At 43.5% G+C, this 20278-nt stretch carries 17 protein-coding genes; 11 read left to right on the top strand and 6 right to left on the bottom strand.

From position 1 onward, the window contains the following. Positions 1-83: 83 nt before the first annotated feature. From QUB52_RS13220 to QUB52_RS13240, 4 genes are all read right to left on the bottom strand, one after another. Positions 84-2069 carry an SNF2-related protein gene (locus QUB52_RS13220; protein WP_332973799.1) on the bottom strand — a complete coding sequence of 662 codons (1986 nt, stop codon included), beginning with the start codon at positions 2067-2069 and terminating at the stop codon, positions 84-86. A gap of 267 nt (positions 2070-2336) precedes the next feature. After that, positions 2337-3008, bottom strand: a complete 672-nt coding sequence (locus QUB52_RS13225) for an SOS response-associated peptidase (RefSeq protein ID WP_265239249.1) — start codon at positions 3006-3008, stop codon at positions 2337-2339. Between the two features lie 48 nt (positions 3009-3056). Then, entirely contained in the window at positions 3057-4709 is a 1653-nt protein-coding gene (locus tag QUB52_RS13230; RefSeq protein ID WP_265239248.1) for an ABC1 kinase family protein, read from the bottom strand. Positions 4710-5247: 538 nt separating this feature from the next. Next, on the bottom strand, positions 5248-5817 hold the full coding sequence (locus QUB52_RS13240) for a DUF3611 family protein (protein WP_265239247.1): 570 nt from the start codon (positions 5815-5817) through the stop codon (positions 5248-5250). 975 nt (positions 5818-6792) lie between these two features. Here QUB52_RS13240 and QUB52_RS13245 point away from each other — a divergent pair. The 3 genes from QUB52_RS13245 (at position 6793) to QUB52_RS13255 (ending at position 10059) form a co-directional block, all read left to right on the top strand. Then, a complete protein-coding gene (locus QUB52_RS13245) occupies positions 6793-7644 on the top strand; it encodes a DUF1206 domain-containing protein (protein WP_265239246.1) in 852 nt (283 codons plus the stop codon). 533 nt (positions 7645-8177) lie between these two features. After that, positions 8178-9347: an AAA family ATPase gene (locus tag QUB52_RS13250; protein WP_332966071.1), complete on the top strand. Its 1170-nt coding sequence runs from the start codon at positions 8178-8180 to the stop codon at positions 9345-9347. 1 nt (position 9348) lies between these two features. Beyond that, positions 9349-10059 carry a hypothetical protein gene (locus QUB52_RS13255; protein ID WP_332966070.1) on the top strand — a complete coding sequence of 237 codons (711 nt, stop codon included), beginning with the start codon at positions 9349-9351 and terminating at the stop codon, positions 10057-10059. 121 nt (positions 10060-10180) lie between these two features. Here the strand turns inward: QUB52_RS13255 and QUB52_RS13260 are convergent, their stop codons facing one another. Both QUB52_RS13260 and QUB52_RS13265 read right to left on the bottom strand, forming a co-directional pair. Further along, on the bottom strand, positions 10181-11242 hold the full coding sequence (locus QUB52_RS13260; protein WP_332973802.1) for a mannose-1-phosphate guanylyltransferase: 1062 nt from the start codon (positions 11240-11242) through the stop codon (positions 10181-10183). A gap of 252 nt (positions 11243-11494) precedes the next feature. Further along, on the bottom strand, positions 11495-12106 hold the full coding sequence (locus QUB52_RS13265) for a thylakoid membrane photosystem I accumulation factor (RefSeq protein ID WP_265239251.1): 612 nt from the start codon (positions 12104-12106) through the stop codon (positions 11495-11497). A gap of 338 nt (positions 12107-12444) precedes the next feature. Between QUB52_RS13265 and QUB52_RS13270 the strand changes: the two genes are divergently transcribed. The 8 genes from QUB52_RS13270 (at position 12445) to QUB52_RS13305 (ending at position 20140) form a co-directional block, all read left to right on the top strand. Further along, positions 12445-13335: an undecaprenyl-diphosphate phosphatase gene (locus tag QUB52_RS13270; RefSeq protein WP_265239241.1), complete on the top strand. Its 891-nt coding sequence runs from the start codon at positions 12445-12447 to the stop codon at positions 13333-13335. A 90-nt stretch (positions 13336-13425) separates the two neighbouring features. Beyond that, a complete protein-coding gene (locus QUB52_RS13275; RefSeq protein WP_332966066.1) occupies positions 13426-14193 on the top strand; it encodes a class I SAM-dependent methyltransferase in 768 nt (255 codons plus the stop codon). Positions 14194-14456: 263 nt separating this feature from the next. After that, a complete protein-coding gene (locus QUB52_RS13280) occupies positions 14457-17015 on the top strand; it encodes a sigma 54-interacting transcriptional regulator (protein ID WP_332973804.1) in 2559 nt (852 codons plus the stop codon). Positions 17016-17042: 27 nt separating this feature from the next. Next, on the top strand, positions 17043-17264 hold the full coding sequence (locus QUB52_RS13285) for a hypothetical protein (RefSeq protein WP_265239238.1): 222 nt from the start codon (positions 17043-17045) through the stop codon (positions 17262-17264). Between the two features lie 83 nt (positions 17265-17347). Next, positions 17348-17761 carry a hypothetical protein gene (locus tag QUB52_RS13290; protein ID WP_332973805.1) on the top strand — a complete coding sequence of 138 codons (414 nt, stop codon included), beginning with the start codon at positions 17348-17350 and terminating at the stop codon, positions 17759-17761. 61 nt (positions 17762-17822) lie between these two features. Then, complete coding sequence (locus tag QUB52_RS13295) at positions 17823-18155, top strand: DUF433 domain-containing protein (protein ID WP_265237217.1); 333 nt, start codon at positions 17823-17825, stop codon at positions 18153-18155. A gap of 6 nt (positions 18156-18161) precedes the next feature. Continuing rightward, positions 18162-18515 (top strand): DUF5615 family PIN-like protein, encoded by a 354-nt coding sequence (locus QUB52_RS13300; RefSeq protein ID WP_265237218.1) that lies wholly within the window; start codon positions 18162-18164, stop codon positions 18513-18515. A gap of 239 nt (positions 18516-18754) precedes the next feature. After that, positions 18755-20140: a TIGR03279 family radical SAM protein gene (locus QUB52_RS13305; RefSeq protein WP_332973806.1), complete on the top strand. Its 1386-nt coding sequence runs from the start codon at positions 18755-18757 to the stop codon at positions 20138-20140. Positions 20141-20278: the final 138 nt, after the last annotated feature.

Below are 20278 nucleotides of genomic sequence, written 5' to 3' on the forward strand. Positions count from 1 at the left end.
TATGAACGGCTAAATATGCAAATCATAAAAACCATTGTCCACAAAGCTTCTGGATTTTTGCCTAATTCTTTTTCATACCCTGATTAAGCAACGCCGTGCGCCATTTTAACTTTTAGCTTGCCAACCTCCCAGGCTGAGCTTAAATCCTCGTCTTCTTCTTCTTTGATCTCTAAATCATTGAAATCAATTTCTGCGTTCTCGTCTTGGCACTTCTTGAACCATTCAAGTCGCTCTTGCAACTCCGATATCTTGTCAATAGTCCGCTGCATTGTGATAGCGAAGGAATTCACCGAACTTTCCAGCCGTTTCAAGAAATTGACCTTCATCATGCCGATTAGAGAGCGTTCGCGATCGCTCTGTCTGAAATTTTGCACTCCTTTATTTTCATACACCGATCGGTATGGGGACAGGACATATTTTGAAGGGTTGAACAGGGAGAGTTGATACTTAGAAATTTCGCTGTTGAGCTGTTCGTAGGACATGAACTTACCCTCTCGGTCAATCTCAGAAAATACGGAGATGGGTTTGAGCCGTTCTGGAAAGCCGCCTAATTGGGCGATCGCATCTTTATAGTATTTTTGGATGTGCTTGCGCGATCGGGCGATCGTCAGTTCGTCAAGCAATTTGAAGAAAGCAGAACTTAGTTCTTCCAGCAGTTCGCTAGTTTTGCGTTCCCGACTTTTCTTAGCCCACTTGGTAAATCTCCCCTGAGCATCAGCTAGTGTATCGCGCAAACTGGCAATTCCCAGCGATTCGCGAAACGCAGCGTCGCCACCTTCTGTGATAAAATAAAGTTGATTCCGCAAATCCTTTAAATCATTGTTAACCGGAGTTGCTGATAAGAGTAGCACCTGAGTTTTGACACCGCTCTTGATAATATCATCCATCAGCCTTTCGTAACGACTCTTTCTAATTAGATTGCCAGATTCGTCCCGTTTACTCTTGATGTTGTTGCGGAAATTGTGGGATTCGTCAATAACTACCAAGTCATAGTTTCCCCAATTAATTGTTTCTAACTTAATGTCCCCAGACAAACCGGAATCCCGGCTCAAGTCGGTGTGAGATAGGACTGTATAGTTAAAGCGGTCTTTAACCAAAGGATTGAGATCGCTATTGTTCTGTGCTAGATATACAGTCCAATTCTCGCGGAGTTTTTTGGGACACAGAACCAAAACTTTTTCATTGCGAAGTTCAAAATATTTAATAACCGCTAGAGCTTCAAATGTTTTACCTAAACCAACACTGTCAGCAATAATACACCCGTTATATCGTCGGATTTTATTGATGGCTGCTTTAACTCCGTCTTTTTGAAATTCAAATAAAGCTTTCCAGATTTCTGTATCAAATAGGTGTAGCTGTTCGCTGAGAAGATCGCTTTTTTCTAGGTCATCTAGGAAGGTCTCGAAGATATGAAACAGAGTTTTGTAGTAGATAAACTCAGGAGAATTATTCTGGTAAAGTTGCTCTAGGTACAGCAGCACATCTTGTTTGACATCTTCGATTAGTTCGGCATCATTCCAGAGTTCATCAAACCAGGCTTTAAGGTCACGGGTATCGCGTTTACTATCTACTTCTAAATTGAGTTCAATATTGTTATATTTCGTACCTAATCCCAGTCCCCGCACGGTAAAATTAGAACTTCCCATAATAGCATTTTCAGTTCCGTTATGAGCACTGTGATACATTTTGCCGTGCAGTAAATTAGATTGCTTGACCGACCGTATCTGTACTTTTTTCTCAATCCATTCTGCACATTCTTTTGCAACCCGCTTTTGCTCCAACCGATTCTGTAACTGCAAGCCCTGATCCTCAATTTGGAAAGCCTTTTTATCAGTTTTACTGGGGTCAAGGGACTTGATGAAGCGCGGTTCGCCAAAGAGAAATTTCAAGCTTTTAATACCTAGAAGTTGTTCCTTCAAAGCATCAAAGGCATAAATTGTAAAGTAAGCAGAAACAATTGACAAGGTTGAGTTTGCCTCGACCTTGGCTTTCAAAAAATCGCCCACAGTGCCGCGGTGGCGGTTGTCTCTAATTGCCGACTTTGGGATAGAAGAATCATGCTGTGACATACCCTACCTTTATGCGCTTGTTGCACCTGGCTATATTCTATAGCAGTTTTTAAGGCAGTGAGGTAGGTGCCCTTCAATTCAGATTGGGACTTGATCGCGATCAAGTCCCTATAACGCTTGAAATCTAGTAGTTTGTAGGTGCGTATGGGGCAGAATGTGATGATGAGACACTAATAAACTTCCCGCTGACGCACCCTACAATAACAGTGATTTGTAGGAGGACTACAGTCCTCACTACAAACAGCGGACATGATACAATGACTGCGTTTATTCAATTGCTTGAATGCACTCAGGACTGTCTTTGCTGGAACTGTTGACGATCGCACTTACGGCCTTTGCTGTCATGGCTGTGGCAGCATACGGCTTTAACAGCGGCAAAACTTCCTGAGCACTGTTAACAGCAGGATCGAGCCACTTTTCCCAGGCGCACTCAGGGAGAATCACCGGCATTCGATCGTGCACTGGCTGCACTGTTTCGTTAGCAGCGGTAGTAATTATAGTGCAAGATACAATGTTTTCTGCTTCGGGAGATTGCCAATTTTCCCACAAACCCGCAAAAGCAAAAAGTTCGCCCTCCGCCATTTGAAAATAGTAAGGCTGTTTGTGCTTTCCCTGGGGTAGCCATTCGTAGAAACCGTCAGCAACTATCAAACATCGCCTGTGCTTGATGGCGCTGCGAAAAGCAGGTTTTTCGGCTACAGTTTCCGATCGCGCATTAATCATCTTACTGCCTATTTTCAGATCCTTTGCCCAACTCGGAATCAAGCCCCAGCGCATAAATTGGAACTGTCGCTGCATTTGCTGGGGAGAAACTGTAACTGTCGCCACTGATTGAGTTGGGGCGATATTGTATCGCAGTTTGATATCGGGAACTTCCGACAGTTTGAAGAATTCGGCGATGATTTGCGCTGAAGTATTTAAAGTGAATCGTCCGCACATAATTTATAGTTGGTACATCTCCAGATTTCCCCCATTTCCCCTTGAGAATCAACTCCGCAAACGGCCCGATCGCAAAATGCTAAGAATTAACCAAAAACCCAAAAAACTAGCCGCCCCAAACAAACCATTGCTCAAAAAAGATAGCTGAGCAGTTTGTGCATTAGAAGAAATAATTGCCGCCCCCACAATCAGCGAACCTACAACAATACTAAAAGAAAGCCGATTCGCAGAATCCCCCAAAGTGCGGCGCAACGGATCGAGTTCTTTTATGCTCAAGTTCCACTTCAAAGTCTCCGAAGTAACCCTGTCTAAAAGCACTTCCACCTGTCGCGGAGATTGCAAAGATAAGCTTTTCAGATCCAGAGCTGTTCTCAACAGAGCTTGTATCGGGTCATCTCCCAATAACTGACGCCGAAACATATCAGTCATCAGCGGTTTCACCTGCTCTATAATATTGAATCTGGGATTAAAAGAACGCGCCAATCCTTCCAAATTAGCTAGAGTTTTTGCATACAAACCGAGATTGCTGGGTAGCCTAATTTTATTGTTTCTGGTAATTTCCAGTACCTCATAAAATATTTCCGATAAGTTCATTTGCGACAAGCTAATATTGTAATACTTTCGCAGCATTCTAGCCAAATCATTCTCTAGATTAGCCAAACTTGTAGGCTGAGCAAATTCTGCCATTTGCAATGTTAATTGAGCGCAGCGCTGAGCGTCTAAATCGACAATTGACAGTAACATTTCTGTCAAATTCTGCTGTGTGCGCGGGTCTAATCTGCCGACCATGCCGCAGTCTAGCAGGGCAATCCGACCGTCTCTGAGATAAAATAAATTGCCTGGATGCGGGTCTGCGTGAAAGAATCCGTCGATATACAACTGCTGGAAGAAAACGCGGCAAAGCAGGGTTGTAATTGCTTCGCGTTCGGCATTTATATCTCCTTTGTGGCCAATTCCTTGCAAATCGCCTAACAAAATCGGCACTCCATTCAGCCATTCCATTACTAAGAGTTTTTTTGTAGTCAACTCCCAGTTAATTTCTGGTAGAACAACTTGTTTTGGGTCGAACCATTTACTTTTAGATAAATTGCGGCGCAGTTCGTCGGTGTAGCTGGCTTCTTGAATGAAGTCTAGTTCTGCGCGCAGGGCGATCGCAAATTCTTCGGCTAAGGCGACAATATCGTATTGTTGACCGAAGTCTGTGAGCATGACAAGTTCTGCTAAACCTCGGAGCACGGCGATGTCTTGTTCGATGACAATATCAATACCGGGGCGCTGAACTTTGAGGGCGACTTCGCGGCCGTCTTTTAAGGTAGCTTTGTGGGTTTGGGCGATCGACCCTGCGGCGATCGCCTGAGTGTTAAATTTAGCGAAGGTATCTTCGAGAGATTGTTTGAGTTCCTTGCGGACAATAAATTCTACTTCCGACCAGGGTACGGGCGGAACTTCCGCTTGTAGCGTCGAGAGGGTTTCGATGTAGGCGGCGGGTAAAAGGTCGGGACGGGTACTCAGCAATTGTCCCAATTTCACAAAAACTGGGCCTAATTCGACGAGGATGTTGCGCAGAACAGCGGGAGTTGGGAGGCTGGGCGCGTCGGTTTTGCGGCCGGTTAGGAGGCTTTTCATGTAGTCCCAACCGTTGCGGAAGACGACCTCTAGGATTTCTCCTTTGCGAGAAGTGTTTTGAACTAGGCTGAACAAGGGGCCTCCGGGTCGATCGGGTTTAAGGGCAATATAACTCTAGGATAGCGCTGTTAACCGGGCTGACGAGTGTCTTGGGGAATAAATTGGGGGAAAGGGTGCGATCGAATTTTGGGATGTGGGGGCGAGCGGTTGTAGATAGTTTTCCCCATTAAATGCGCTCTTTTTATGAAAGTCCAGACTAAAATTGCACAGGCGATGTGATTTGTTTGAATTCTGGCTTTCCGACATTGACAAGGTTCAGTAGCTGTTAATTGTTTGAGTTTGCGATAAATTGTTAAAATTTTTTAACGTTGACTACAAACTTTTCTTACATCAGTTGTTTCACTTTGATTTAAGTCATCAGTTGCCATATATTCCGGGAAATTTGGTATAAACAGTAACGCGGAAAAGTTTCACTTTTAGCTTGTAGCTGCGCTGTCTTCGCTCTCTTTCGCCAAGACAGTGCAACCACAAACCTTAGTTAAATCGGTCAGCCCTTGTAAATCCTGACCACATAGGATCTGTGTTTGCCTTTAGCGATCGCTAATGCTGCCAACTAATCCTCTACCCAATTGAGTAACCCAAGAGAAGTAACAGCTCCAAAAAAGTGCGCTCCAATCAGATTCACGTTTGCCATTGTCACAAAAATATCTAAGGAACGAATCACATTTTCTGGCGCATAAGCGGCCATCGCTTGCGGTTGACTAAGAGTTTTCGCTAGGACTACAGCAACTGTTTCTTCAGAAGCGACAAACGCGATCAATACCCCCACCAAACTAGAAATTAATCCAATTTGTAAGGTTTTAGTAATATGTTCTTTGCTGGGATATACTTGGGAATTTTCGGCGTGCAAAAGTCTGCCTAAAAGCCTATAGCGAAAATCCCAAAAAATTCTAAAGCACAGCAATAAAAGGCCGACTATCGCTAAAACTATCCCGAAACCAATACCTGCATTATTATTGGTTTGTTCACTCATGTTGCGACCCAACATAGCAAATACTAAAACAATGCCGGAAACAGCACCCAAGAATAACTGTATCCAGAAGCTAACTCGACTGAACAAGCGAAAAGTTGTGACGAATTCGGTGTTCGTCAGCGGTTGTGACAAGGATTCTGGTTGATTCATTATATACACCTTATTGCTGAATTGATCGTCAAAATAAACGAGGCAAGAAAGAGATTCTGCTTGTCTTGCTGGCGCAAGCGACCACCTTGTGGCTAGCTATTAGACTTCTCCTGAAAACTCAGTTCAGCACAGGCAGGATGCCTGATATTTTAGAACTGATTTGGGCAATTTCCGGTAAATAAAAGGTTGAACTCAACACAGCCACTGCCGTTGTGGTTGATTCCATTTTCCTAATATCCTCCTCTGAACCATCAACTTCTTGCGACAATGGCAATTTAGAATCTTAAAAATAGACTTAAGTAAAAGGTCTATTGTCCCTGTTCAACATTTCAAAATGTTGCTTCTCTCTCTATTTAATCTAACTAGCCAAACTTTGCCATCTGTCTAATGCCATAAAAAAATATCCATCTGATGGAAGATGATTGAGGAAAAACTTATGATATTGCTTTCAGTTAAGTGCGATCGCTCGGACGATTGGCAATAGATGCTTAATTCCCAACTGCCGCAAGGGGGCGCATCCATTCTTACAACGTCTTGAAGGCAATTTTCTCACAGCTATCATTATGAAAAAGCAGGTATCTTTTCTTCCCGCTTACACCTTAGATCTCTTGACAGCATTCGGATTTTTATTAGGTTTTTTGGGAGGATTTTTAGCGCTGCCAATTCTAATTGTTATTCAAACTTGGGTTAAAAAAAATTAATTAAAGATATACTAGACGGCTGACAGACTACTCCATGATGCCAGCCATTATATAGCCCATAAACCTATATTTGTCAAGCCCCAAAAAGGTGAAAATTATCAATTAATCTGCCGTTGACACTCCCGCTCCAGACAGATAAAAAACATTTCTAAACAAGCTAATCTTTAAATCAATAAATAATAACATAAATTATTGGTTTAATAACTCCGTTAACTGGAAAGGAATGCACTATTGCCTATGGCAGCAGTCGTTAACAACTACATTGTCAAAAAATATGAAACCGCAGAACTCACCCACCGACAGCATTCAACAGTCAATTCGACGGACAGCTTCTCATCCCTGGTTTGAGCGGCTGGCAAGATTGGGATATGCTTCCAAAGGCTTAGTTTACTTTATTGTCGGTTTTCTAGCAGCACAAGCAGCCTTTAGTATGGGCGGCAGGACAACCGATACTAGCGGTGCATTATCAGAAATTGTTAACCAACCCTTCGGTAAATTTCTGCTATTTCTTGTAACGATTGGCATTATTGGTTATTTCCTTTGGCGTATGGTTCAGACAATTATCGACCCAGAACACCAAGGACAAAAAATGGATGCCAAGCGAATTGCCCAACGCATTGGCTACGCCTTCAGTGCTTTAGCTTACGCAGGTTTGGCTTTAACGGCTGTAAAACTGATAATGGGTTCGGGCGGTGGTAAAAAGGATACAACCGAAGATTTGACAGCCCAACTTTTAGCGCAACCATTTGGACAATGGCTGGTAGGATTGGCGGGATCAATTGTTATTGGTGTAGGTTTTTCTTATTTCTACGAAGCATATAAAGCCAAATTCCGCCACCATTTCAAGCTAGATGAAATGAGCCAAAACGAGCTAACTTGGGCGACACGGTTGGGTCGATTTGGAATTGCTGCCCGTGGGATTGTTTTCGTTATAATCGGTCTTTTCTTTATTCAAGCAGCAAGGCTATCGGATGCCAGTCAAACGAAGGGATTGGGCGAGGTGTTGGCAATTCTGGGAAAACAGCCTTTTAGTCCAGTGATTTTGGGTATAGTACCTTTGGGTTTAATTGCCTATGGCATCTACTCGGTAATTGAAGCTCGCTATCGGAAAATTTTGCGCTCATAAGCTGGCCCGTTATACAGAGAGTTATGAATTTTGAGTACAACAATTTTTGTGCATTACAGGACTTAGGGAGGCACACTACATATAGTTTGCCGAAAAAGGGTGATGGGGTTGGGTTCTCGCCCGCGTTTTTTTTGCAATAAGCATGGGTTTTATGTAGTCCTAACCGTTACGGAAGAAGACTTCTAGGATTTCTCCTTTGCGAGAATTGTTTTGAACTAGGCTGAACAAGGGGCCTCCTGGTCGATCGACTTTGCTAGCAATATAACTACTAGCATAGGGCTGTTAACCAAGCTGACCAGTGTCTTGAGGAATAACTTGGGGGGAATAGCGGGAATGGGCGCGAGAGCTTTGGGGTGTGGGGGCGATTCCCTACCGAATAGCTGCGCCGCGCGTGCTTTTGCTATTACTCCTGATGGTATTATAGACTTTATGGTCTAGATTTTTTATGCATAGTATGTTATCGAAAAGCATGAATCGGGGCTTAATCGGGTTGGCTCTTAATTAATTTATTCTCCTACAAATTACGTTTACTTATGAGTATTGAACTTGTATCGGCTAACATTAAAAACTTTAGGAGCTTAGGCGATCTTACGTTAAATTTTAAAGATTTAACGATTTTAGTGGGCTGTAACTCTAGCGGAAAGTCTAACTCTCTACAGGCATTATCGATTCTCAGTCAGATGGTAACAGTTGGTTCTCCCCCCCCTGTGGAGTTTATGCAAAGATTCTTGAGATTTGGGGGAAATCAAGATATTACTTTTTCTATTACTGTCAAACAAGCTAAGAAAACAGCCGAGTATACTGTATCTATGTCTCTACAAGAAGGAAAATTTTTTTATTCGCGCGAGCAACTTTTGATAGGTAAGCATAAAGTAATAGAATCAAAAAATGGCGAGGGTACAGTGCGAGATGAAAAAGGAAGAAATTCTCAGAGATATCAATCTAAAGCTGGCAACTTAGCCTTAAAGTCTGCCGGTGATTTTGGAGACAGACCATTTACGGCTAAACTTGCAGAATTTATCATAAATTGGGACTTCTACGATTTAGATCCTAAGTCGATGAGAGGTAGTCCTATGTTTGTAATTGGCGACAATATTGTAATGAACAGAGAAAATATTCCCAGTCTGGGTAGCACAGGTATGGAAATTCAAGATGTTTTACAATACTGGGCTGAGAACGATCGAGAAAAGTTTGAATTAGTTAGTCAAGAACTTAATGATTGTCTGGGTATAAGCTTAAAGTTAGTGGACGAAGAAGGAGAGAAAATAATTAAAGTATTGGAAAAAGGTAGTTTAGAGATTCCTTTGTCCAATATGTCAGATGGCACTCTCCGAATTATGGCTTATTATGTGTTACTTCATCAAGATCAGCTACCTACACTGATTGGGATTGAAGAACCTGAACGCAATCTTCATCCAGGACTGCTAAGAGAGGTTGCATCTGTAGTAAAAAGACTGTCTCAAAAAACACAGGTAATTATTACCACTCATAGTTCCCAGTTACTTGATTGTTTCAATTTGGATGAAATAAACTCAGATGTTTCTGTACTACTTCTAAGCAAAACAGATGACGTTGGAACACAAGCTTTTCCCGTAGATGAGTTAGGGAAGTGTCGGGATGATTTATCTGAATGGATGAGAGACTTTGGAGTAGGTAGTGCAATTTATCACAGTCATCTACTACAAGGAATTTTAGAACAATAGTATGAGTAATATTCTTATCTGGGCTCCAGAGTCAGATTTTGATAGTAAAACTGTTTGCTGTATAGCTAAGAAGATTGTTAAATACTATGACTCCAATATAACTGTTTTGGATAGTTCTAAAATAGCTTTTAATCAAGCTATCAAAAAAACAGGAGGTGATGGGCTAAAAAAGGCAGTTGATATTTATCTTATAAACAACGAAATAGTGATATTTTTACTTGATGCAGATGGTGTACAATCTCAAGCTCAACGATTGCAAGAACCTAATTCTCTAATTAATAGAATCAATAGAGTTGTAGCACAATCTCAAGGGAAATGTTTGTTAATACTTATACGTCAAGAATTAGAAGCTTGGCTATTAGTTGACTGTCTTGGCATTTGTTGCTACTTTACAAAAAATCTCGGAACTAGAACCGATCCGAAATGGGAAAAGTTTGCTAATAAATATCAAAAAGGTCAAACAAATTTGATAGTTGAAGCTGAATCTGGAGGGAAAAATGCTAAGGAGTATTTAGTCAATTTTTCTAAAGATATTGTCAAAAAGATAAATTCTCAACTGAAAGATAAAGATTTAAAAAAACAGCAATATTCTGAGAATGAGTCAGATAAAGTTGCCGAGAAACTAGAGATTACCGATCAAACGATCGCCCGAAATAACTCATTAAGTGAATTTGCTCAACATTTTAAGAAGAAAGTAGATTCTAATGAATAAGTGGGCTTTTAATTTGGTTCCGTCCAGAGGTTGGTAGTAAGAACTTTATTCCTAGGGTTCTTGTTGGATAAGAAAGGACTTCAGTCCTTACTACGCACCTGTTTTTTTAGTAATACGCCCTTTACAACAAATCTTTCAATTTGTCATCTTCTCCCAACACTTTAATCACCTGTTTAATCTCCTGCGTCCTGTCTTTTTTCACAATTAACGTCACATTCCCATCTCTGACAACTACAACATCTTCTAAACCAATCGTGACAATCACTTCATTGTCATCCGCTGCATAAAAAATGCTTTCCTTAGTATCAATTCCGACGTGTTTTGCTAACTCGACATTTGGCTTGTCTCCTTGCAGCAAACGCCCGATCGCATTCCAATCTCCCAAATCGTCCCAACTAAAGCCTACGGGCAGAACACAAGCCTTTTGCGTCTTCTCCATCAGCGCGTAATCGATGCTAATTTTGGGTAATTCGGAGTAAGCAGCGGCACCTTTGGCTTCCAAAGCTGCCATCATTTCCGGTACATAACTTCGCAATTCTGTCAAGACTGTTCCGACTCGAAATACAAAAATTCCGCCGTTCCAACTAAACTTGCCGCTGGCTACAAATTCTTCAGCAGTTGTGCGATCGGGCTTTTCCGTAAATCTAGCCACGCGGTACGCCGGAAAACCGCCAAAAGTGCCAATTTCTTCGCCTTGTTCGATGTAGCCGTAACCAGTGGAAGCATAACTCGGTTTGACTCCCAAAGTGGCGATCGCATCCTGATTCTTCGCCAACTCCGCCGCCGCCTCCAAAGTCTTGATAAACTCCTGCGGTTCCCCAATCCAGTGATCCGCCGGGAAAAAACCAACAACCGCATCCTCACCGTAACGCTTCGCAGTTTCGATAGCAGTCCAAGCCACCGCCGGCGCAGTATCTCGGCCCTCCGGTTCCGCCAGCAAATTCTCAGGAGGTAACAGCGGCAACTGTTCCCGCACTCCATCGGCCAACATTTCCGATGTTACCACCCACAAATCCTCCCAACCATTACCTAATTCCAAAAGTCTTTCCGCAGTAGCTTGTAGCAAACTCTTGCCGCTACCATCAAGACTCAAAAACTGCTTGGGGCGCTGCTTGCGACTCAGAGGCCAGAAACGTTCGCCTTTACCGCCGGCCAGAATCACAGGAATTAAGGTTCTACTCATGGTTTAAAGTTTAAATACTTGATACTATTTTGCCTTGATACCCAGAGGATATTTGTAAAGAATTACTGAGCAAGAATCAGATAAAACGGCGGTTGAAACCCCGTCAGAGTCAAACGTAGGCGTTAGCCTTCCCGAACGGTATTCCGCTTCCGCTCCATTAGGAAGACAAAGTAATTTTAACCACCCACTCTTCAACCCCTCTGAACTCGGGTTTTGTGTGTATAGACGCGGTTTCAACCGCCCGGTCTTTTATTACTTCGACAATTCGACATTGAGTTCGTTCACAACACGGCGTTTAAGCGCTACCGAATTTTCTCTAGGTAGCAAGTCAAACACTTTTCTCAAGGCATCGTCTACCTGTTCAAACGGTATTTGTCCTTTTTCGTTAAAAACTACTTTTCCTGATTGGTCTAGAATGACTGTTTGAGGTACGAATCCTTCGTAATAATGTCCCGGTTCAGTGAGTTTCGGTGAGGGTTTTGGAGGCAAAGAGTCAACGCTTATCGGCATGAGATCTGCCGCGCGACCGTAAAATTCCTGGAGTTGAGAGACGACGATCGCGTATTGCTTGGAGTCCCTGCTGTCGTCAGTGTAAAAAACCAACACTACAGGTTTCTTCCGCTTGAAAGAATCTGTCATCTTGACTTTAGGAGGAACTAGGGAACCGTTGCCGGCGTAGAGGGCATAGATAGTGCCGTCGAAGCGATCGTCTGTGAGAGTTGCGAAGGCTGGTGGCGTGCTGGTGAAAAGTATCAAGCTAAGTGCCAGCGTCACCGTTAACAGACTGGCTGACAAGATTCGCCGCAGCAACCGGATGCCAGAAGCAGCAGTAACAATTAAATTTTTGGACTCGGAAAATATCATAGGTTGTTGGCAGTTGCTGTAGGCTGGCTTCATCAGATGCAAAAACTTTTTTAAGTTTATCAGCAAATGTATGCAAATGTTGTTGAGTAGGTTAAAGTAGTTTCGGATCGGCGATCGCAATTTGCTGATAGAAGACGCTCGCGGTTGAAACCGCGTCTATACAAGCAAAACCTACTCCAAGCAGGTTGAAGAGCGGGTGATTTAAATTACGTTATTCTCTTTAGTCCCTCGCTCTCTCGGACATCGTTTGACGAGAAGCGGTTTCAACCGCCGTCTTATCCCAAGCGTATTGAAATCTAACTGATATCTAAAAACTGACAACAGAGAACTGACAACTTATGATAGCTTTGGTTGACGCACTCCTCGCCCAAACGCCCGCTGCTGATGTTTCCGGGCCCGCTCCACTCAATTTGGTGCAGACGATTGTTTTAGGAATTGTACAGGGATTAACGGAGTTTTTACCTATCAGCAGCAGCGCTCATTTGAAGGTAGTGCCGATCGCCCTGGGATGGGGCGATCCGGGGGTTGCCTATACTGCTATTATTCAGTTGGGCAGCATTGTGGCTGTGCTTTGGTACTTTTGGAAAGACTTGACAACGATAACTTTGGGTGCAGTCAACGCTGTAATGCGGCGTGACTACGAATCCCAAGAGTTTAAAATGGCTTTGGGGATTGCTTTAGGAACAATACCGATAGTCTTTTTTGGGCTGCTAATCAAGATATTGGTTCCCGATTTTGACAAGTCACCGTTGAGGAGTTTGGCCAGCATCGCCATTGCTTCGATCGTCATGTCGCTGCTGTTAGCCATAGCAGAAAAAATTGGCACGCGCGATCGCACTTATGAAAAATTAACCGTCCAAGATGGTATTTTGATGGGATTAGGTCAAGCAATGGCGTTGATTCCGGGGTGTTCGCGATCGGGTTCCACCCTAACAGCAGGATTGTTCATGGGATTAGAGAGAGCCGCCGCCGCACGGTTTTCTTTTTTATTAGGAATTCCGGCAATTACTCTGGCGGGATTAGTGGAATTGAAGGGTGCTGTGGGAGAAGAAATGGGTAATGCTGGAGTTGTGACTTTGGCAGTAGGAACTATTTCGGCGTTTGTATTTTCTTATTTGTCGATCGCATGGCTGATGAAGTTTCTACAAACTCAGAATACTTGGGTGTTTGTATGGTATCGGCTTGCCTTTGGCGTGGCTATTTTGACCGCCCTCGCAGGTGGGCATTGAGAAATAATTAATAGGTGAAATAAGCTTAGCAGGAGCGATTTTAGCCGCTCCTGCCTACAAAATAGCAGCAAACAAGGATAGAATTAAACTATGACCGCACATCAAAAATCCATCATCGACCAATTCACCCGTCAGGCTGTGCCATTCTCTAACTTGTATGGCCACACAAATCAAGAATCTCTAGATTTACTGATGAAAATGGCCAATGTATCTGACAAGGATACAGTTCTAGATGTTGCTTGCGGCCCTGGTATTGTTGCTTGTGCTTTTGCGGCAGTTTCCGATCGCGTTACTGGCATCGATTTAACACCAGCAATGCTAGAACAAGCCCAGATTTTGGCACAGCAAAAAAACTTGACTAATATCTCGTGGTTGCAAGGCGATATCGAGACGCTACCGTTTCCCGATGATAGTTTTTCCGTTGTGCTGAGTCGTTACGCTTTCCATCATCTTTTGCGGCCGGAGGTTGTGCTGTCAGAGATGGTTCGGGTGTGTCGCGCGGGCGATCGCATTTTGATTGCTGACGTAGCAATGCCGCCGGAAAAAGTTGATGCTTACAACTATATTGAGAAGCTGCGCGATCCATCTCACACTCGTGCTTTGACTCTGGAAGAGTTGCCAAAATTAGTCGCGGATGCGAATCTGCAAAATGTCAAGTTGGCATTTTATAAAGTAGAATTGGGACTGGAACAACAATTAGCTGCTTCTTTTCCAAACCCAGGCGATGACGATAAGCTGCGACAAATTTTTAAAGATGATATTGGTGTTGACCGTCTGGGGATTGACGTGCATTTCCAAGGCGATGAAATTCATTATGCGGTTCCCATCGCTGTCATTGTGGGCGAAAAAGCAAAGTGATAATTAACTGGCAAAAGCAATTAAATAATTGATCTAGCAGCAATTTAAATATTGCTGTTAATTCCAACAATCGACTCAACTTAAATCAGAAGCGATCTCATCTCCTGTCAATAGCTCGCAATCAGTAAGGTTCGTAGTGCGGACGACCGTCCACACTACGAACCGAAATGGATGCTTCACTAAGAATTCAAAACTTTAACAAGCTATCCGCTATTATTATCATACACCAAGCAGCACAATTCTATTTTCGCCGAGGCTAAGCGATGTCTACCGAAAAATTAGTTAACTGGCTCGAATCGAACACCGAATTAGGCATATTATCCCGCGAGATTTTACAGGCGATCGCCCTGGAAATGGAAATGGCAACTTTTCCCACGGGATTTCGAGTGGTAATCGAAGATACGCCCGTCACCAATCTCTACATCCTAGAAAGTGGACAAGCCGATCGCTACCGGCGCAAACAACCGGGCTTAATGTGGGGGAGTAGTTTGTTACCGGGGGCGATCGTCAATTTATCAGCCCTCCAACGATCGCAACCGGCAGATAGTCGAATTATTGCCCGTACAGAATGTCAATTTTGGGTAATTAGTGCCTCACGCTGGCGCAGTCTGCTAGAAAGGTATCCACGCATCACCGAAGCCTACGCTCAACGCTTGGCTGCGAAATTAGAGCAGCTAGAAGCACAAATCGCCTACGAAAGAGAGCGTCAAAATGCCCTCCGCACCTATTTAGTACCGAGGGCGAAACGCGGAGTAATTGGGAATAGCCGTTATGCAGTGAAATTGCGCCAACAAATTCGCACAGCATCGAATGACAATCGATCGGTATTAATCTCTGGCGAACCTGGTTTAGAAAAAGATAATTTAGCTGCTTTAATTCATTTCGGTTCCCACCGCCGCAACGAGCCAGTTATTCAGATTAAAAGTGCCTTACTTCAAGCTAATGGAGCGGAATTATTCGGGCGGTTGGGCGGCAAACCGGGGCTGTTGGAATGGTTGGGCGAAGGGACGTTAATTTTCAATGACGTGCAAGAATTACCAGCTCAATTATGCCCCCAAATTCAGCAACTATTAACCGAAGGAACCTATACCCTAGTAGTCAGAGAAGGACAAATACCACCTGCACCGCGTTCTACTAATGCCCGCATCATTTTAATCTCAGAAATTGTGCAACCCAAGCTAGATAAGCTGACACAACACAAGATTAAAGTACCATCTTTGCGGGTGCGAAAAGCAGATTTAGAGGCACAAGTCAACTATTATCTCAATATTCTTGGTCGGCAAAAGAAATTAATCAAGCCCCAAGTAACACCAGAAGCAATTCGCCGCTTGCAAACCTACGATTTTCCCGGTAATTTGCAGGAATTGCAGGGAATGGTCGATCGCGCTTTAGTTCAAGCACAGGGGAGTCAGGTATTAACGGAAGAAGTGTTTTGGGCCCAGGCAGCCAAAAAACAAAAATTTCGCCTGAATTTATTAAATATCTATCCTAAATTTCGGCAATTTTTACGGAGTGATTGGTATCCCGATCGCGTGAATTATTGGTTTACAAGTTGGGTATTTGCATTAGTAGTAATTATCCTATTTGTTGCTCCCCAAGATAGACAGCATAATTTTGCTCTCAACATTTTTTGGGCCTGGTGGTGGCCGTTGATGTTATTATTATTCCCCCTCATCGGGCGATTGTGGTGTGCCTTTTGCCCTTTCATGATTTATGGAGAAATCGTCCAAAAACTCTCGCTAAAAGTTTTTCCGCGAACTCTCAATAAATGGCCGCGCCAATTAGCTGAAAAATGGGGTGGTTGGTTTCTGTTCGGACTATTTACCCTGATATTTCTCTGGGAAGAGTTGTGGAATTTAGAAAATACCGCCTATTTATCCAGTTGTTTGTTATTGCTGATTACGGCGGGCGCGGTAATTTTTTCGCTAATCTTCGAGCGGCGGTTTTGGTGTCGTTATTTATGCCCGATCGGAGGCATGAATGGATTGTTTGCTAAACTATCAATCATCGAACTGCGCGCCCAACAAGGAACCTGCGCGGCGGAATGCACCACCTACCAATGTTATAAAGGCGGCCCAGGCTTGGGGGAAGGATTAACCACTAATGGATGTCCGATTTATTCCCATCCCGCCCAATTAACTGATAATAAAGATTGCGTCTTGTGCATGACTTGCTTAAAAGCTTGTCCCCATCGATCGGTAGAATTAAATGTGCGCCCTCCGGGAATCGAATTATGGACAACCCACGTTCCTCACAGTTATGAAGTTGCCCTGTTATTTCTCTTATTAGGCGGTATCTATCTCCATCGCTTACCGGAAATCGATAGTTTGTTGGGGTTGGGTATCAATTTAGAGCAATTTTTCCCTCATTTAGGAATGTCGCTCGCGGTGTTAATTATTCCGCCGCTGATTCCGTTAGTAGCTTACGCCGTCATGCAGGCAATTTACCGATTGGGACAAGCAAAAAGTATCCCATTTACAACCTATAAACCCCTCTCATTTGTCTCTCTCGCCTACGGATATCTACCCCTAGTTTGGGGCGGTAGTTTGGCTCACTATTGGCGATTGGGTTTGCAGGAAGGCGGGCGAGTGATTCCGGTAACTTTTGCCACTTTCGGACAAATTAGAGATGATTTGCCTAGTTTTGTCGGAGATCCAGCGGTGATTAGCTTTTTGCAAGGTTTTACTTTGATTGTCTCATTGTTGGTGACGATATTTGTGACTCAACAAATTGCTAAGCGATCGATTAAATCTTTGATTCCTCAGCATTTGGCGAGTTTGTGCCTGATGGTGAGTTTGTGGTATGCGATCGTGGGTAGCTAATGTAAAATAAAACAAGGAGGATTTACTATGACTTCACAACTTCAACAAGCGATCGATCTTGCTCAGTCAATGTCATTGACAGAACAACTTGAACTACTTAAAACACTATCCACTATTATCCAACACACCCATTCCCTGGAAACTCAAGCTACGACAACAGAAGAAGATACAGATTTTTCAGCAGCAAGCTTTCGCCAATCTTGGCAGCAAGCCATAACTGGACAAACATTACCCCTTTCTCAACTTTAGGAGGGTTTCGCACAACTTCTGAAGAACCAGATGCTTGAGTTTTTTCGTTATAATCCCATGAGTAAACTGGCTGGAAGCAAACTATGTCAATACCGAAAAAAGGAACAAGAAAAATTATTGTAGATGGGGAACCTTTCGTCTGGCTAATCCGAAGACAAGCTACTAATATACAAGCAGAATCCGGCTGCGGAAATCTTCATGTTGCTGTCGAACACGCTGAAGAATCAGGTGGCGTGTTAGTTATCCGCACCGATCGACCTCATCCTCAAGGTTGGAGTCGCACTAACTGTGAATTTATACCGATAAAACCTGCTGAGGGAGCGCCGCCAGAGGTAAAAGTATGGCAGATTATTTCCACGCAAGAAGTGAAACCAGTAAAACCCTCTGATGTAGCACAATGGATACGGCAAGCAATGCAACTCGGATGGCAGCCAACGCGATCGGGAATACCTTTTCAGTTGCAGATTGCAGGAGGACGTGCAGAAAAAATATATTAGAGCCGGGAGTGTCGATCGACTATGCTGAAGATAGAAAATTCACACCACCCTCAATCTCAAAATGCTACTCGTGCCCACGGCTGAACCAATTCCGCTTGTGGCTGATGCAAACGGTGTCATCCGCATTAGCACAACCAGAGTCACCTTAGATACAGTCCTTACAGCTTTTCTAGAAGGAGCCACAGCAGAAGAAATCCGGGAACAGTACCCGTCTCTTGAACTTTCGGATATTTATTTTGCGATCGGCTACTACTTGCGACACCAATCCGAAGTTGACGCTTATCTGATGGAACGTCAACGTCTTGCCGCAGAAGTTCAGCAGGAAGCAGAAAGGCGTTTTAACCCAGTTGGAATACGCGATCGCTTATTAGCAAGACGCAACCAAAAAGGGTAGTTTTATATGCTGCGATTATTGGCTGATGAAAACTTTAACAATCAAATTGTTCGGGGTATTTTGCGGCGGAATCCCGATGTTGAGATTGTCCGCGTTCAAGATATAGGACTCAGAAAAGCAGACGATCCAACAGTCTTAGAATGGGCGGCGCTGCAAGGGCGGGTTGTACTAACTCATGATGTAGCAACCATGACCAACTTTGCCTACGATAGAATCGAAGCAGGTTTGGCGATGCCAGGGTTATTTGAAGTCAGCCGCCGTGTTGCAGTGGGTTTGGCGATTGAGGAAATTTTGCTAATTTCTGAGTGCAGTCTGGAAGGAGAATGGGAAGGACAAGTGCGATTCTTACCTTTACGCTAACTGCCATAAAATTGTCATAATTCAATTAATGATACAGATTTAATGTGACTTAATAAATACAATAAATCATTTGAAAGCTTGTGGATTGTGGGTCGATCGCACTTCACAAACACCTATTTTTTCCTAGGCGGTCTGCTTGACAAATGGTATAAATTATGATATGAGTTGAGACTTGATTAAAATATAAAATTAATTTTTGAATAGCAATTTATCAAACTTGAAAATGCAAGCGCGATCCTATGAGCGAATCCTCAACCAAACCAGCCAGAATTACCAAAGTTATCCCCGACAGCATCTGCGCCGAAATGGGATTTGAACCCGGAGACTCCATCGTCGCCGTTAACGGCCAAAAACCCCGCGACTTAATCGACTATCAATTTCTGTGCGCCGATGAATTTCTCGAACTAGAAGTTTTAGATACCAAAGGCAAAACTCACAAGTTAGAAATAGAAAAAGAGTATGACGAAGACTTGGGTGTGGAATTTGAAACCGCCCTCTTCGACGGACTAATTCAGTGTAACAACCGCTGCCCTTTTTGCTTTATTGACCAGCAACCTTCGGGAAAGCGCCAAACTCTTTATTTCAAAGATGATGACTATCGCCTCAGCTTTCTTTATGGCAGCTATCTCACTCTCACTAATTTGACTGAAAAAGAGTGGAACCGAATCGAACAAATGCGGCTTTCTCCTCTCTATGTTTCGGTGCACGCTACCGAACCGGATGTGCGAATTCGCTTGTTGAAAAATTTTCGGGCTGGGAAGATTCTCGAACAAATCAAATGGTTTCAAGACCGCCGCTTGCAAATTCATGCTCAAGTTGTGGTTTGTCCGGGAATTAATGATGGCGAACATTTGGAACGGACTTTGTTGGATTTGGCAAAGTTTCATACCGGAAATATCCCGGCTGTAGCATCGGTGGCTGTGGTGCCGGTGGGTTTAACTCGCTTTCGCCCTGCGGAAGATGAATTAATTGCAGTAACTGCCCAAAAAGCGCGGGAAGTAATCGAGCAAGTGCAGAAAATTCAAGGGGTTTTGAGTCAGGGAAAAGGTGGCGGAAAAACTAAGAAAAAGAGTTCAAAATCGCGCTGTATTTGGCTGGCTGATGAGTGGTTTTTAATCGCTGGTTTAGATTTGCCGTCGGCGGCAGATTATGAGGATTATCCCCAAATTGGTAATGGTGTGGGTTCGATTCGCCAGTTTATTGGGCAGTTTGAAACGGCTTTTGCTAAGCTGCAACCGCTGCCGGTTATTCCACCTCGTAGGTTGGTTTGGGTGGTGGGGAATGCTGTTGAAAAGGCTTTTGAGCCGATCGCACAACAACTAAACCAGATTCCCGGCTTGTCTGTCAATATGGCAGCACTCTCCAGCCGCTACTGGGGACAAACTATCACTGTCACGGGTTTGCTCACCGGGCAAGATTTGCTCGAAGCTTTGCAGGGGCGAGACTTGGGAGATGGCATCTTGCTGCCCTCGGTGATGCTAAAACAGGGTGAACCGCGTTTTCTCGATGATATGACCGTAGAACAGCTCGAAAACTCGCTCAAAACCCGGATTTTGCCGGTGAGTGGCGTAGAGGAACTAATCTCGGCGGCGATCGGTCTGGCAACTGCTGAAGTTCAATTGTAAATGTCGATCGAACATTCAAAAACAACATGAGTACGGTAATTATGACTTGTAACTATCGAGTTCAGGCTACAAGCTAGAAACTTAAGACCTCAATCTTGATCTAAAATTGTCTCTAGAATTGCAAAGTAATTAAAAAAT

The sequence above is a fragment of the Microcoleus sp. A6-C6 genome, from assembly GCF_036705955.1.
GTDB lineage: Bacteria > Cyanobacteriota > Cyanobacteriia > Cyanobacteriales > Microcoleaceae > Microcoleus.